Annotated in this window: 14 protein-coding genes; 1 reads left to right on the top strand and 13 read right to left on the bottom strand. The window is 73.3% G+C overall.

The genetic code is table 11. The features are described from left to right. Positions 1-28: 28 nt before the first annotated feature. The 4 genes from MMR14E_RS23610 to MMR14E_RS23595 all read right to left on the bottom strand — a co-directional run bounded on the left by MMR14E_RS23610 (position 29) and on the right by MMR14E_RS23595 (position 4,892). A complete protein-coding gene (locus MMR14E_RS23610; protein ID WP_331317642.1) occupies positions 29-1,339 on the bottom strand; it encodes an MFS transporter in 1,311 nt (436 codons plus the stop codon). Between the two features lie 107 nt (positions 1,340-1,446). Beyond that, positions 1,447-2,517 (bottom strand): malate/lactate/ureidoglycolate dehydrogenase, encoded by a 1,071-nt coding sequence (locus MMR14E_RS23605; protein ID WP_331317641.1) that lies wholly within the window; start codon positions 2,515-2,517, stop codon positions 1,447-1,449. 120 nt (positions 2,518-2,637) lie between these two features. Then, positions 2,638-4,143 carry a M81 family metallopeptidase gene (locus MMR14E_RS23600; RefSeq protein WP_331317639.1) on the bottom strand — a complete coding sequence of 502 codons (1,506 nt, stop codon included), beginning with the start codon at positions 4,141-4,143 and terminating at the stop codon, positions 2,638-2,640. Positions 4,144-4,175: 32 nt separating this feature from the next. Next, positions 4,176-4,892, bottom strand: coding sequence for a DUF1194 domain-containing protein (locus tag MMR14E_RS23595; protein WP_331317637.1), 717 nt, complete (start codon positions 4,890-4,892; stop codon positions 4,176-4,178). Between the two features lie 277 nt (positions 4,893-5,169). Between MMR14E_RS23595 and MMR14E_RS23590 the strand changes: the two genes are divergently transcribed. Continuing rightward, the gene (locus MMR14E_RS23590; protein ID WP_331317636.1) at positions 5,170-5,337 is read left to right on the top strand and encodes a hypothetical protein; all 168 of its coding nucleotides are present in this window, start codon (positions 5,170-5,172) and stop codon (positions 5,335-5,337) included. A 21-nt stretch (positions 5,338-5,358) separates the two neighbouring features. Here the strand turns inward: MMR14E_RS23590 and MMR14E_RS23585 are convergent, their stop codons facing one another. The 9 genes from MMR14E_RS23585 to MMR14E_RS23545 all read right to left on the bottom strand — a co-directional run bounded on the left by MMR14E_RS23585 (position 5,359) and on the right by MMR14E_RS23545 (position 14,036). Further along, a complete protein-coding gene (locus MMR14E_RS23585) occupies positions 5,359-6,126 on the bottom strand; it encodes a DUF1223 domain-containing protein (RefSeq protein WP_331317634.1) in 768 nt (255 codons plus the stop codon). 7 nt (positions 6,127-6,133) lie between these two features. Continuing rightward, positions 6,134-7,150: a lipid A biosynthesis lauroyl acyltransferase gene (locus MMR14E_RS23580; RefSeq protein ID WP_331317632.1), complete on the bottom strand. Its 1,017-nt coding sequence runs from the start codon at positions 7,148-7,150 to the stop codon at positions 6,134-6,136. A 140-nt stretch (positions 7,151-7,290) separates the two neighbouring features. Then, positions 7,291-8,313: a zinc-binding dehydrogenase gene (locus MMR14E_RS23575; protein ID WP_331317630.1), complete on the bottom strand. Its 1,023-nt coding sequence runs from the start codon at positions 8,311-8,313 to the stop codon at positions 7,291-7,293. A gap of 11 nt (positions 8,314-8,324) precedes the next feature. Continuing rightward, entirely contained in the window at positions 8,325-8,642 is a 318-nt protein-coding gene (locus tag MMR14E_RS23570; protein ID WP_331317629.1) for an SH3 domain-containing protein, read from the bottom strand. A 2-nt stretch (positions 8,643-8,644) separates the two neighbouring features. Further along, on the bottom strand, positions 8,645-9,412 hold the full coding sequence (locus MMR14E_RS23565; RefSeq protein ID WP_331317628.1) for an SDR family NAD(P)-dependent oxidoreductase: 768 nt from the start codon (positions 9,410-9,412) through the stop codon (positions 8,645-8,647). Next, positions 9,409-10,692, bottom strand: coding sequence for a beta-ketoacyl-ACP synthase (locus MMR14E_RS23560; RefSeq protein ID WP_331317627.1), 1,284 nt, complete (start codon positions 10,690-10,692; stop codon positions 9,409-9,411). The genes MMR14E_RS23565 and MMR14E_RS23560 overlap by 4 nt, the downstream gene beginning before the upstream one ends. Before the next feature lie 99 nt (positions 10,693-10,791). Beyond that, positions 10,792-12,057, bottom strand: coding sequence for a Zn-dependent hydrolase (locus MMR14E_RS23555; protein WP_419539404.1), 1,266 nt, complete (start codon positions 12,055-12,057; stop codon positions 10,792-10,794). A 120-nt stretch (positions 12,058-12,177) separates the two neighbouring features. Beyond that, positions 12,178-12,639 (bottom strand): tellurite resistance TerB family protein, encoded by a 462-nt coding sequence (locus MMR14E_RS23550; protein WP_331317626.1) that lies wholly within the window; start codon positions 12,637-12,639, stop codon positions 12,178-12,180. Positions 12,640-12,869: 230 nt separating this feature from the next. Then, a complete protein-coding gene (locus tag MMR14E_RS23545; protein WP_331317624.1) occupies positions 12,870-14,036 on the bottom strand; it encodes a carboxylate-amine ligase in 1,167 nt (388 codons plus the stop codon). Positions 14,037-14,092 lie beyond the last annotated feature (56 nt).

The raw sequence follows: 14,092 nt of genomic DNA, 5'->3' as shown, positions 1-14,092 counted from the left end.
TCCTCGGATTCCGTCGCGCCGGCTACCGTCACCGCGCCGCCTCGGGGCGCAGGGCCGGGGCGCGGGCGTCGCGGACCGGCAGCGGCGCGATCTCGCCGACCACGAACAGGTAGATGAAGGCGCCCAGCAGGCAGAACCCGCCGGCGACGATCAGGGGGATCACGAACGAGCCCTGGGTGACCGTCAGCATGACGCCCGTGAAGGTCGTCGTCACGATCCCGGCGACGTTCGACGCGAAGTTCTGGATGCCGCCGATCGAGGCCACGTGGGCCGGGGTCGGCGCCACGTCGCCGGGCAGCGCCCAGATCGAGGCCGCCGTGAAGGCGAGGCTGCCGTAGGCGACCGCGAAGCACAGCAGCGCCACGTAGATGTTCGGGGCGATGATCGACAGGGTGATCACCGACGACATCAGCATGCCGCCGACGAGGCAGGTCTTGCGGGCCGCGGTGAGGCTCCAGCCGCGGCGGTAGAGCGCGTCCGACGCGAAGCCGCCGAGCCAGCCCGCGGGGATCGACGCCAGGGCCGGCAGGCTGCCGAGCGTTCCGAGCTCCGCCAGGGAGAAGCCCCGCGCCTTGACCAGGTAGGTCGGGAACCACGTGATGAAGAAGTAGATCACGAAGTTGAGGCAGAAGAACCCGGCCATCATCCCCCAGACCGTGCGGTAGCGGAACAGCGACAGCCACGGCACCCGGTTCTGGGCGTCCGCCGCGTCGACGGTCTTCGGCCGCTCCTGCGCGGCCCGCAGTCTGGCGAGCACCTCCGGCGACACCTTCGGATGGTTCTCGGGCTCGCGGTAGAGCCACATCCAGAACACCGCCCAGACGAAGCCCAGCACGCCGGTGACGACGAAGGATTCCCGCCAGCCCAGCGTCGCGATGACCCAGGAGACGAGCGGGATCGCCAGCGCCGAGCCCACCCGGGAGCCGCTGTCGAAGATGCTGCTGGCGAAGCTCCGCTCGCCGCGCGGGAACCACGAGGCCGCGACCTTGGCGAAGGACGGGTAGGCCCCGGCCTCGCCGATGCCGAGCAGCATGCGAAGGCCGAGCAGGGACAGGAAGCCGCGTCCGACCGCGGTCAGCGCCGTGCAGGCCGACCACCAGACCACCGCGACCACGAGGGAGAGCCGCGCGCCGACCCGGTCGGCCACGTAGCCGAAGGGCAGCTGCATGATCGCGTAGGTCCAGAAGAATCCCGACAGGATCAGGCCCATGTCGGTGGCGTCGAGCCCGAGTTCCTTGGACATGGACGGCGCGGCGACCGCCAGGTTGGCGCGGTCGATGTAGTTGATGGCGTTGGCGGCCATGCAGAGGCCGATCATGAGCCAGCGCAGACGCGGCATCGTGGGCTCCTCCCGTCTTCCGGGGATGGCGTCCCCGGTCCGTGCGGCGCCCCCGTTGAAGCCGAGGGTCGCCGCCGAGCGTGGTGTCGTGCCGGCTCGGGTCCGGCTCAGGTGCGGTAGGCGTCGCCGTCGAGGCCGTGCGGCCGGCCGGCGGCGAGCAGGGTCTCCCAGACGGGCTCGGGCAGCGGCACGCCCTCGGCGAGGCGCTCGGCGCGCATCCGCCGCTCCGGTTCGCCGGGCAGCAGGACCTCGGCACCCGGCATCGGCTTGGCGCTCTTGAAGAAGTCGAGATAGGCCCGCGTCTCGGCCGCGAGGGCATCCTCCGTGCCGAGGGCCGACGGCGTGACGTAGATCGACAGCATGCCGTTGCAGATCCGCCGCTGCCCGGGCCCGGCCGTGCCCGAGCCGGTGAGCGCGCCGGCCAGAAGCTCGCACATCAGCGCGAGGCCGGAGCCCTTGTGCTCGCCGAAGGCCCGGATCGCCCCGGCCCCGCGCTGGTTGTCGCGCTCGACGCCGTCCAGCGGGCCGAACAGGGTCGCCGGGTCGGCACTGAGGCGGCCGTCCGGCTCGATGAGCGCGCCCTCGGGCAGCGGCTTGCCGCCCCTCGAGGCGACCAGCACCTTACCCTCGGCGACCAGCGAGGTGGCGAAGTCGAGGATGATCGGGTCGCCGCCCGGGACCGGGAAGCCGGCCGCGAAGGGAGCCGTGGAGAAGCGGCGCTCCACGGAGCCGAAGGGCGCCACCAGGAGGCTGCCCGCCACGTTGACGAAGTGGACCGAGACGAGCCCCGCGGCCGCCGCCCGCTCGGCCCACTCGCCGATCCGGCCGATATGCCCGGCGTGCCGCAGGGCGATGATCGCGACGCCGTTCTCCCGCGCCTTGGCGATGCCGAGATCGACGGCGACGGGGCCGGCCGTCTGCCCGAACCCGTAATGGGCGTCCACGAGGGCGAAGTTCGGCGCGTCGGTCACGATCTCGGGCGTGCGGCCGGCCTCGACCTCGCCGGCGCGCAGCCACTCGACGTAGCGGGTGACACGGACGACGCCGTGACTGTCGTGGCCGGTGAGGTTCGCCGCCACCAGGAAGCGGCCGATGCGCTCGGCCTCCGGCTCGGCGCAGCCCTCGCGCACGAAGATGTCCCGCACGTAGGCGGTCAGCCTGTCGGCCGGAATCCGCATCCCGTCTCTCCCTCGCCGCGCCTCGCCGAGCGCGTGCGGGATGAACCTAGCGCCCTCGCACGTGCAGGGCGAGCACCGGCGGGTGACGGCGGCCGCCACCTGTCGTCCCCGCCGGACCTGTCACGGGTCGGACGGGACGGGCCCGGGCGGGTCGCCGTAGGGGAAGAAGTCGGCGGCCTGCATCTGCGCGTAGGCGAGGTGATCGAGGCGCACCGTGCCGAGGAACGGCTCCGGCGGCTCCACCAGCAGGATCGTGCGGGCGTAGCCGCTGTCGTCGAAGCCGCGCCGGAAATGCACCCGCGACTTGATCGCCACGACGTCGAAATCCGCCGGCTCCAGGCCCAGGCGCCACAGCTCGTCGGGCTCGACGATCTGCGCGAGCTGCGGGCTCAGCACGAGGACGTTGCCGGCCCCGAACGCGACGCAGATCCAGGTGCCACCGCCTCCGCCGCTTCCGGCGACGCCCGGTTCCGGGGCCTCGACCACGCGCAGCACCGTTCCGGTGATCCGCACCGGGTCGCCCGCGGACGGGTCGCCGCCGCCGCCGACCGGCGCGTCGAACGGGTCGCCGGCCGCGAGGGAGCCCGCCGCCACGGTGTCGGGCGACGCCACGGTGGCGACCAGGGTGCGGGTGAGGCCCTGCCGGAGGATCTCGCGCAGCAGCCAGGTCGCCCGGCCCGAGCGGTCGCTGTGGTCGGCGAGGACGACCGGGGCGGCGCCCTCCGCGACCGACGCCCGGGCGAGGCGCACGCCGTCGGCGATCGTGTGGATCCGCGTCGCCTCGAGCTGCGCGCGCCGCTGCCGCCACGCGAAATCCGCGACGTCCCGCGCCACCCGCTCGGCCAGGCCCAGGTCGTCGTCGGTGATCGCCTGCACGGTCATCCCGCCGTCCGGGGCGTCGCCCCACGGGAAGCCGAAGAACACGTTGACGTACACGTCCGGCTCGCGCGCCTCCCAGACGAGGGCCCGCTGCACGAGGTCGGACCAGGGCGCGGCGCCGGTCCACTGCACGACGGTCGGCGACAAGATCGGCACCTTGATGGTCCGGTGCGCCGGCCGGAAGTCGCCGCGCACGGCGCGGACCAGCATCCGGGCGGCCCGCTGCCCCTGCAGGTGGCCGTCGTAGTGGGGGAAGTACTTCACCGCGAAGGCCATGTCGGCGTGGTCGAGGAAGGCGGCGTCCTCGTTGCCGTGCAGGTCGAAGGTCCCGACCAGGATCGCCCCCTCGCCCACCGCGGCGCGCACCTGCCGAGCGATGTCGGCCTCCGGGCGGGGGACGCCGCGCACCGCCATGGCGCCGTGCAGGGCGAGGTAGACGCCGTCGAACGGGCCCTGCGCCCGCAGCTCGGCCACCATCTGCCCGAGGAAATGCGCGTAGGCGTCGGCGGTGATCCAGCCCGAGGCGGTGCCGGTGCGCGGCCAGAGCGGCGAGGTGATCCCCACCAGCTCGACGCCGTCGTACTCCCGCGCAACCTGCACGAAGCCGCCCATGTAGCCCTTGGGATCGGTGGCGAGCAGGGCGGCCCCGGCGGCCGGCGAGCCGGGATAGATGAAGTCGTCCCGGGTCGTGTCGTTCGGAAGGAACGTGACGGTCTCGTGCGTGAACTGGAGGACGGCGAGGCGCATCGGTGGTCGGTCCTCAGGGATCCGTGTGAGGGTCAGGATATCTCGCGCACCAGCTTGGCGACGAGTGAGCGGCCGAAGGCCGCGAAGCTCTCGGCGGTCATCACGAAGGCACCCTCCCCGCCGATGACGACGCTCCGGTAGTACGCCGCGAGACCGCCCGCCGGATTGGTATGCTCCCTCAGGAAGGCCGGCATCCCTTCCGGCTCGGTGAGGATGACGATGCCGTTCACCGTGATGCCGGCCGCCACGGCGGCGTCCCGCGCGTCCGTGATCGAGCGCCCGGCATTGCCGGTGCCGTCTCCCGATATGTCGATCACCCGGCGGTCGGCGCGGAACGGCGCCCGGGCCAGCAGGTCGGCGGCGAATCCGATCGCCGACCCGATGGCGGTGCGCCCGTAGAACGGGCGCGGCGCCGCGCGCAGTCGGTCCGCGAAGGCGGCCGCGTCCTGCACCGAGGCGATCACCATCCAGTCGACCGCCACCTGCTGCTCGCCGGGCCCGGCCCAGTCGAACAGGGCCACGCCGATACGTCCGGCCGGACCGTCGGCGATGGCCCGCAACACGCGCGGATCGCCGAAGGCCTCGGCGTAACCGCGGCGCTCGAGGTCGAATCGGGCCTCGCTGATGCTGAGCGACACGTCCACCGCGAGCACGAGGAGAAGGTCGACATCCGTATCCGCCGCGCGGGCACGGCGACCGGCCAGCGACAGGGCGGCGAGCATCCCGGACAGGAACGGGCGTCGCCGCATGGCCGACCCTCGATCTCGGGCGCCCGCGCGGGACGGCGGGCGGCCACAGCCATGCAACGAGCCTGCCGGCCCGCCGGTTCGCGCCGCCCGGCCGCGCCGCGCGAAGGTTCCGCCCGCGCACCGCGGATCCGCGCCGCTTTCCGCCGCATCACCGGCCGGGCCGTCCGCCCTACCTGCCGCGGATCGGAGCGCCGCCGGCGCCACCTCTCCAGAGACAGTCGACATGCATCGTGTTCGCCGAATCGGCCGTGCCCTCGAGAACGGGATCGTCGGAGCCGTGACCGGTACGGTCGCCTTCCTCAGCCGGACGATCGACGGGCTGATCGGGCTGGTCGGCCGCCTGTCCGAGCGCCTCGACGCCCGGCTGGCGTCGCTCGCCGACGAGTCCCGGGCGCGCCACCGGCGAGAGGGCCGCCGGCAGATCGACCCGATCTCGCTGGAGTAGCGGCGTGCGGCAGCCCCGGCCCTAGAGCCCCGGTCCCTTGGCAGCCCCGAAGATGCGGCCCGGCTTGCCGTCGGCCGCGCCCTGGAGAAGGACGACCCAGCTGTCCGCGTCGGCGACGCGGGCCTGGGTGTCGGGCACCTCGAAGCGGGTCGGCTGTCCGGTCCAGGGACCGAGCCGCTGCATGCCGCGGACGACGTTGACGTAGGTCGCCGTCCGGCCGCCATTCTCCCCGGCCTGGATCGCGATCGCGCGACTGCGGAGCACGGGGACCAGCCAGACATCGCCGCGGACCTCGGACTTCGCCTCCGGGGCCGCCCCGACCTCCACCAGGATCCGATCGCCCCTGGTCTCGCCGCGCACCGCGACCGGCAGCCCGCCATGCTGGCAGGCATCCCGGATCAGGCGTTCCAGGGCGGGCCGGTCCGACCCGACCGCGAACCCGTTGCCGTCGACCACCACCTGGGGCGTGAACACCTGTCGCGCCCCCCGTCCCCGCGCGTAGGCGCGCTGCCGCTCGGTCAGCGGTCGCAGCGCCAGCGTGTCCTTCCAGCCGAGATAGTCCCAGTAGGTCACCGGCAGGGTCAGTGCGATGACGCCGGGCTTGTGGGCGAGGTCGCGCAGGACCGGGTCGGCGGACCGGCAGGCGCCGCAGCCCTGGCTGGTGAAGAGTTCCACCACGGCGCGGACGGGCTCGGCCCGCGCCGGTCCTGCGGCCAGCGTCGCGCAGGCAAGCAGCGCGGCACGGAGCGCGCGGCGATCGCGGGTCGGGGCGCGGTGCCGGGACGTCATCGCACCATCAGACCGTCTGGGAAGCCGAAGGTGAAATCACGTTGGCTTGAGAGGCCTCTACTGTCGGTTGAAGCGGTACGGGTGCCACTCTTGGTTTCGGCAGCATGTCGGGCCGCCAGCGGCGATGCATCCACAACCACTGGCCCGGGTTCTCCCGCACCCAGCCCTCGACCACCGCGGTCATCGCCTGCATGGCGCCGGCGACGTCGATGGTCCCGTCGGCGGCCCGAGGCAGGTCGAGCGGTGGCGTCAGGTCGAGCCGGAAGCGGCCCTCCGGCAGGCGCACGACGCGCACGCCGTGGACCGGGCAGTCGTAGTGGCGGGCGAGCTTGGCCAGGAGCGGGTTGGCGAGGCACGGCCGGCCCAGGAAATTGACCACGACGCCGCGGGTGAAGTGCTGGTCGATGAGCTGGCCCAGGTGGCCACCGGTCTCGACCACGTCGCGCATGGCGAAGACGGCGCCCGGCGTGGAGGCGGCGAGCCCGCCCATCGTCCGGCGGCGGACCTCCTGAACGAGGCGCGCGGCCGCGGGGTTGTTCGGCGGCCGGAACACCGCGGTGGCGTCGAGGCCGAAGCGGGCCGCGCAGATCGCCGGCAATTCCCAGTTCGCCAGATGCGCCGAGAAGATCAGACCCGGCCGGCCGTCGTCGCGCAGGGCGTAGAAATGCTCGATCCCCGAGACCTCGGTGCGCAGGTCGCCGGTGGCGGCGGGATCGTAATCGAACAGTGTATCGAGATGGGCGTATTCGGCCCCCGTCCGCCCGAGATTGTCCCAGGCTTCCAGGGCGATCCGCTTCCGCTCCGCCTCGGGCATGTCGGGGAAGGCCGCCCGGAGGTTCGCCATCGCGGTGCGGTGCGCCGGGAGGAGCGGGCCGAGGGTGCGCAGCAGCGCGGCGCCGAGCGCCGTGGACCGGACCGGCCCGAGGATGCGCGCCAGCAGCGCGAGCGCGCGGATCACCGGGATCATCGCGAAGCCCGCGAGGCGCGGGTACGACCGTTTGAGCAGGAGGGCGAGACGCAGCACAATCGATTCCAGGGGTACGGTACGGGCGGCCCCCCAGCGCACCCGTACGGCGACGTTTACGCCGAGTCTCTCGCGGCGCGAAATGCGGATCGCCGCACCCGGTGCCGGCGTCGCGCCGGGCGGGTGCGCAGCCGCCCGCGCTACAGGCTGACGAGAATCTTGCCGAAGACCCGGCGCGATTCGAGGCGCTCCAGACCCTGCGCGAAATCCGCCAGCGGGTACACTGTATCGACGACCGGTCGAATGCCCGATTCCATCTTCGCGAGGGCCTGACCGATATTCGCGAGCGAGCAGCCGAACGAGCCGGTGATGCGGTACTGCTGCTGGAACAGCTGCATCAGGTTCATGGTCGCCGAGACGCCCGACGTCGATCCGCAGGTCACGAGCCGGCCGCCGCGCTTCAGGCAGAGCAGGGAGCCGTTCCAGGTATCGGCGCCGACATGCTCGAACACCACGTCGACGCCCTTGCGCTTGGTCAGCCGGCGGACCTCGCCCTCGAAGCGCTCGGTGCGGTAGTTGATGACGTGGTCGGCGCCGAGTTCGGCGGCCCTGCGTCCCTTCTCGTCGTCGCCGACCGTCGTGTAGACGGTGCAGCCGATCGCCTTGGCCATGCGGATCGCCGCGGTCCCGATCCCGGAGCCGCCGGCATGGACCAGCACGCTCTCGCCGGGCTCCAGGCGGGCATTGTCGAACAGCATGTGCTGGACCGTGCCGAAGGCGATGCCCGCGCAGGCGGCGTCGGTGTCGCTGACGCCGTCCGGCACCTTCACGGCGAGGCGGGCCGGCACGGTCACCAGTTCCCGGGCGAAGCCGTCGAGATGGAAGCCCATCACGCCGGACACGTCCTCGCAGAGGTTGTCGCGCCCCTCGCGGCAGGCCTTGCACCGGCCGCAGGTCATGGCGCCGTAGGGCACGACCCGGTCGCCCGCGACGAGGCCGGTGACGCCCGCCCCGACCGACTCGACGGTCCCGGCCGCCTCCGCGCCGACGATCAGCGGCATCTTCCGCTTGGCGAAGGCCATGCCGCGGAAGCCCCAGACGTCGATGAAGTTGAGGCCGACCGCGCGGATGCGGATCCGGACCTCGTCGGCGCCGGGCGCGGGCGGCGGCTCGATCTCGGTGAGGCGCAGGTCGCGGTCGCCGAACAGCTGGAGGGCTCGCATCGTGTCTCTCGTCACTCCGGCGCCAGGTAGCGCCGCCGCGCCCAGCCGAGGGCGCGTCCGGCCTTCACCCGGCACCACGTGGTGCGGCTCGGCGTGTCGTTGGTGCAGCCGAAGACCAGGGCGCGGCTGCGGATCTCGCCGACCTGCTCGGCGGACGGGTCCGGCTCGGCGCGGATGCTCAGCGGCTCGCCCGGCGGCAGGCCGGAGATCCGGTAGACCTGCGGTTCCGCCCGGGCATGGCCCGGAGCCAGGAGAGCCGCGCCGCAGAGGGCGGCGGTGAGGGCGAGGCTGGCGCGCATCGGCAGGATCGTCCGGTTCGGCGGCGCCACCGTCAGGTCCGGTGCACGCCCATCATGGCGGTCAGGCCGCCATCGACGGGCAGCACGGTCCCGGTGATGTAGGAGGCCCCCTCGCCCATCAGGAAGGCCGCCAGCGCCGCGACATCCTCGGGCCGCCCGAACCGGCCGGCGGGGATCTGCCGCTCCATCCCGTCCCGGTAGGCGGCGTAGCGCTCCATCATGGCGGTGTCGACGAAGCCCGGGGCGATGACGTTGACTGTCACGCCGCGCTTGGCCGTCTCGATCGCCAGGGTCCGGCAATAGGCGACGAGCGCGCCCTTGGTCGCCGCGTAGGCGGCGTTGCCGGCATTGCCCCGCAGGGCGGCCACGGAACCGATCGCCACGATGCGGCCCGCGCGCGCGCGGGTCATCTCCCGCACCAGCGCCTTGGCGAGGCGCGTCAGCGAGAAGAAGTTCACCTGCATGGCGGCCTCGGCCCGATCCTGATCGAGCATCGCCGCGAGGGCGTCGCAGGACTGGCCGGCATTGTGAACGAGGCCGTAATAGCCCGCGGCCTCGGCGGCCTCGCAGAAGGTGTCCAGCGCGGCCCGGTCGGCGAGGTCGACGGGATGGGCCGCGAAGGGCCGGTCCGGGTAGGTCGCCCGCAATTCGGCCAGCAGCGCCTGCGCGGCCTCGGCCGAGGCGCGGTAGGTGAAGTCGACGCCGAGGCCGGATCCCGCCAGCGCGCGGACGATCGCGGCGCCGATGCCGGAGGCGCCGCCGGTCACGAGGACCCGGCGCGGGGCGGCGGCGGCGCTCACGCGGGCTCCGCGCCGAGGACCAGGCAGGTGTTCTGGCCGCCGAAACCGAACGAGTTCGACAGCACGGTCCGCACCGGCAGGTCGCGGGCGGTCTCCACGATGTCGAGGGCGATGGTCGGGTCCGGCACGCGGTGGTTGATGGTCGGCGGGATGCGGCCGTGACGGATGGTCAGCAGCGAGACCGCCGCCTCGATGGCGCCGGCCGCCGTGAGGGTGTGGCCGATCATCGACTTGTTGGAGGTGACCGGCAGAGCGGCCGCGCGGTCGCCGAACACGGCCGCGAGGCCCAGGGCCTCCATCTTGTCGTTCTCCGGCGTCGAGGTGCCGTGCGCGTTCACCGTGTCGACCGCCTCCGCCGGCACACCGGCATCGTCCAGGCTCGCGCGGATCGCCGCTATGATCGGCGCGCCGTCGGGGCTGGACCGGGTGCGGTGGAAGCCGTCGCCCTTCTCGCCGCAGCCGAGGACGTAGCCGAGGATCGCGGCGCCGCGCGCGACGGCGGCCTCGGCGTCCTCGAGCACCAGGGCGGCCGCGCCCTCGCCCATGACGAACCCGTCCCGGTCCTTCGAGAACGGCTTCGAGGCGGTCGCGGGGTCGTCGTTGCGGGTCGAGAGCGCCGAGAGCAGCGAGAAGCGGATCAGCGATTCCGGGTTCACCGAGCCGTCCGTGCCGATGCAGAGCGCCGCCGCGGTCTCGCCGCGCCGGATCGCCTCGACGCCGAGCTGGATCGCCGTGGCCCCCGACGAGCAGGCGGTCGAGAGCGAGATCGGCGAGCCTTTCGTGCCGAAGCGGTCGGCAATGCGGTCGGCGACCGTGCCGAAGATGAACAGGTCGTGCCAGGGATCGAAGCGGCGTGTCGCCGCCGCCCGCAGGAGGCCGGCATAGTCGACCGGACCGTCGCCGCCCGCGGCCTCGGCCAGGGCCTGCCGCTGCGGCCACTCCATCTCGACCGGCGGGACCGCGATGAACAGCGCGCCGGGGAAGTCGCCTCGGGCGCCGATCCCGGCCTGCGCCACCGCCTCCTCGGCGGCGACGGCGGCGAAGCGCTCGGACAGGAGCGGCGCCACGAGGGGATCGGTGTCGAGGAAGTCCACCGTCCCGGCGATGCGCGTGCGCAGCGTGTCGGTCGGGAACCGTGCGATCGCGTGGATGCCCGACCGGCCCTCGGTCATGGCCGCCCAGGTGTCGGCCTGTCCCTGACCGAGGGAGGAGACGACGCCGATGCCGGTGACCGCGACGAGCGGCCGGCCCCTGGCGTCGCGGTAGGATCGCGCGCTCATGGAGCGGTCCTTACGGGATTTTCCGCCGCCGTACACCTCCGCGCGGGCGGTGCCGAGGGCGCGGCGCCGGGACGACGGACGCCGTCCCGGCGGGAAGCCTCAGGCGCGCGGCGCGTTGGCGAGGCGGAGCACCGTCTGCAGCAGCACGTCGGCGCCGGCGGCGCAGTCGGCCTGCGTGGCCGATTCCGACTCGTTGTGGCTGACCCCGTCCTTGCACGGCACGAAGATCATGGCGGCCGGGACCTTCGCGGCGAGGTTGCAGGCGTCGTGGCCGGCACCCGAGATGATCCGGCGGCGCGGATGGCCGAGGCTCTCGGCGGAGGCGTCGATCGCCGCCACGATGGCGGGGTCGAACGGCACCGGCTCCTTCCGCCAGATGCGGGTCAGCGCGATCTCCAGATGACGCCGCGCCGCGATCTCGGCCGCCGCCTCGCCGAGCGCCGCCTCCATCGCGTCGAGGGTCTCCGAGCGCGGATCGCGCACGTCCACCGTGAAGGCGACCCGGCCCGGCACGACGTTGCGGGAGGGCGCCAGGATCGCGGCCTCGCCGATCGTCGCCACCGCGGAGGGCGCGTGGCTCAGCGCGATCCGCTCGGCGGCCAGGGCGAATTCCGAGAGGGCCAGCAGCGCGTCGCGGCGGCGCGGCATCGGCGTCGTCCCGGCATGGCTCTCGAAGCCGGTGATCACGCCGTCGAACCACATGATGCCCTGGCCGCCCTCGACCACGCCGATGGTCTTGCCCTCGGCCTCCAGGATCGGCCCCTGCTCGATGTGCAGCTCGACGAAGGCGCCGATCTCCCGGGTGCCGACGGCCTCGACCCCGCGGTAGCCGATGGCGTCGAGGGCCTCCGCCACCGTGGTGCCGGCGGCATCGCGCTTGGCCAGGATCTCGTCCGTGGTGAAGTCGCCCGCGTAGGCCGCCGAGGCCATCATGGCGGGGGCGAAGCGCGAGCCCTCCTCGTTGGTCCAGTTGACCACGAGGAGCGGCGCCTCGGTCTCGATGCCGGCATCGTTGAGGCTGCGCATCACCTCCAGCCCCGCCAGGACTCCGAGGATCCCGTCGAACTTGCCCCCGGTCGGCTGGGTGTCGAGGTGCGAACCGAAGGCGATCGGCTTGCGGCCCATGTCGCGGCCCGGCCGCAGGGCGTACTGCGTGCCGAGCGCGTCGACCGACACGGTCAGTCCGGCCGCCTCGCAGGCCGTCCGGAACCAGTCGCGGACCTGGCCGTCCTCCGCCGAGAGCGTCAGGCGGTTGATGCCGCCGGCCGGCGTGCCGCCGAATTCCGCGGTCTCCAGGATCGTCGCCCAGAGGCGCGCACCGTCGGCGCGCAGGTTGTGGGTCTTGCTGAGGCTCATCTCGGCCATGCCGGTTCCTTTCACGGCAGATCGCCGTGCGACGCAAAACTTACAGGCGGGGGCGGCCGGGTCGGCAGCGCTCCCACTTCGCAGATCCGCGGCCAGCAACCGCGGTGCCAACCGCGCCGGTCAAGCCGGCGGGCGCCGCACCGGGTTGGCGCGCAGCAGCGCGATCGCGTCGACCCGCAGGGCGACGGCGATCTCGCCGAGGGCGCTCGCCTCGATGTTGCTGATCCCGTCCTGGTCGGCAACGTCCGCGGCGATCAGGAAGACGTTCTCGCGCTGAGCCCCGGGTCGCTCCGCCACCGCCGCGACGTGGCGCAGGTTCTCGGCCCGGCCGAGGCGGGTGCGGGCCCGGGCGATGCCCTCGTAGAGTTCCGTCTCGAGCATCAGCGCGTCGTAGCCCTTCATCAGGACCGGGTCGGCCTTCAGGCCGTGCAGGGCCGCGTCGAATTCCGGCCCCGCGACCTCACCGTCGGCCACGATGACGTTGGCGGCGGCCGAGACCGCCGCGAGCATCAGCGCCTTGTCGCCGGCATAGGCCGTCACGGTACGGCCGAGATGGCCGAAGAGGTCGCGCAGGAGGCTCATTCCGGAGGGTCGGCCGCGGGGTCGGGGTGGCTGCTGGGACGCGAGGGATAGCAGAGGACGGTACGGAGGGAACCCGTCGCGCTGCGACCGGCCATAAATGCGCGCGGCGCCGGCGGCCAGACATCCTTCGGCAACATGGCTATGCGACTCAAGAAGCCAACCGCGTCCTCGAGCGCGGCCGACGGTACGCGGCCTCGTCGATCCCCCCTCAGCCGATGCCGCGCCCGTCGTCACGCCGCCGGAGCGATGTTCGGGTGCCCCCCAGGCCCGGACCTCGAGCCGGCGGCGGTCTCCGCCGCGAGATGATCGACCACCGCCGACAGCGCCGCGCGCTCCCGCGCGCCCGCGCGACGCGCGGCGGCGAAGACGGCCATCTGCCGGTCCGCGCTCGTCCCCTCGGCGACGATCCGCGTCGCGTGCGCGCAGGCGGCGACGCAGTCCAGGGCTTCGGCATCCTCGGCGATGTCGGCGAGCAGGGTCTCGACCGCCGCGGCGACCGGTACGGTCCGGACCTGAGCCTCGTCGATGAGCGTCGCGCGGACGCCGTCGCACTCGGCCCGCCAGAGATTCTCCATGACGAAGCCGCGTGAGGCGGCGGTCAGGCCGGCATTGTGACGTCTGTCCCGGACGACCCGCCGGACGAGGCATCGGAACAGCGCGGCGATGCAGAGCGCGTCGTCGAGGCGCGTGCAGCTGTCGGCGACCCGCAACTCCAGCGTCGGGTACTTCAGCGACGCGCGCACGTGCCACCAGAGATAGCTGGCATCCGCGATGGCGCCCGAGCGCGTCATCACCGCGACGTAGCGGGCGTAATCGTCGGTATCGGCGAACAGCTCGGGCACGCCCGTGCGCGGCAGCTCGGCGTAGGCGCGCATCCGGTAACCGGCGAAGCCGGTCTGCTGCCCCTGCCAGAACGGCGATCCGGTCGAGAGCGCGAGCAGCACCGGCAGGTACGGCAGCAGCCGGTTGATCAGCCCGATCCGCGCCGCGGGATCCGGTACCTCGACGTGCACGTGGAGGCCGCAGACGAGGTTGCGCCGGCCGAGCATCCGGAGGTCGGCCATGATCCCGTGGTAGCGGGCCTTGTCGGTCGGGCGCTGGTCACGCCACCGGGCGATCGGATGCGTGCCCGCCGCGAAGGTCAGGATGCCGCGCGCGGCGCCGATCTCCGCGAGGCTGCCGCGCAGCTCCGCGAGATGCGCTCGCGCCTCGGCGAGATCGGCGGTCGGCGGCGAGGCCACCTCCACCTGGCACTGGAGCTGCTCGCGCTCGGCGTCGTCGAGGCGGGCCCGCACGGCGGCGTGGAACGCCCGGAGGCCGGCCCGCGGCGTGCCGCGGGTGCGGGAATCGGCCAGGAAGAACTCCTCCTCGATGCCAAACCTGTAGGCGTGGGCCATCCGCGCTCCCTGCCCCGGACGGGCCGATCGGTGTTCGGCGAACGCCGCCGCGCCGG

The sequence above is a fragment of the Methylobacterium mesophilicum genome, assembly GCF_036441335.1.
GTDB classification, from domain to species: Bacteria; Pseudomonadota; Alphaproteobacteria; order Rhizobiales; family Beijerinckiaceae; genus Methylobacterium; species Methylobacterium mesophilicum_B.
Note: the sequence above shows the minus strand (reverse complement) of the source record. Positions and strands in the feature narration are given on the sequence as shown.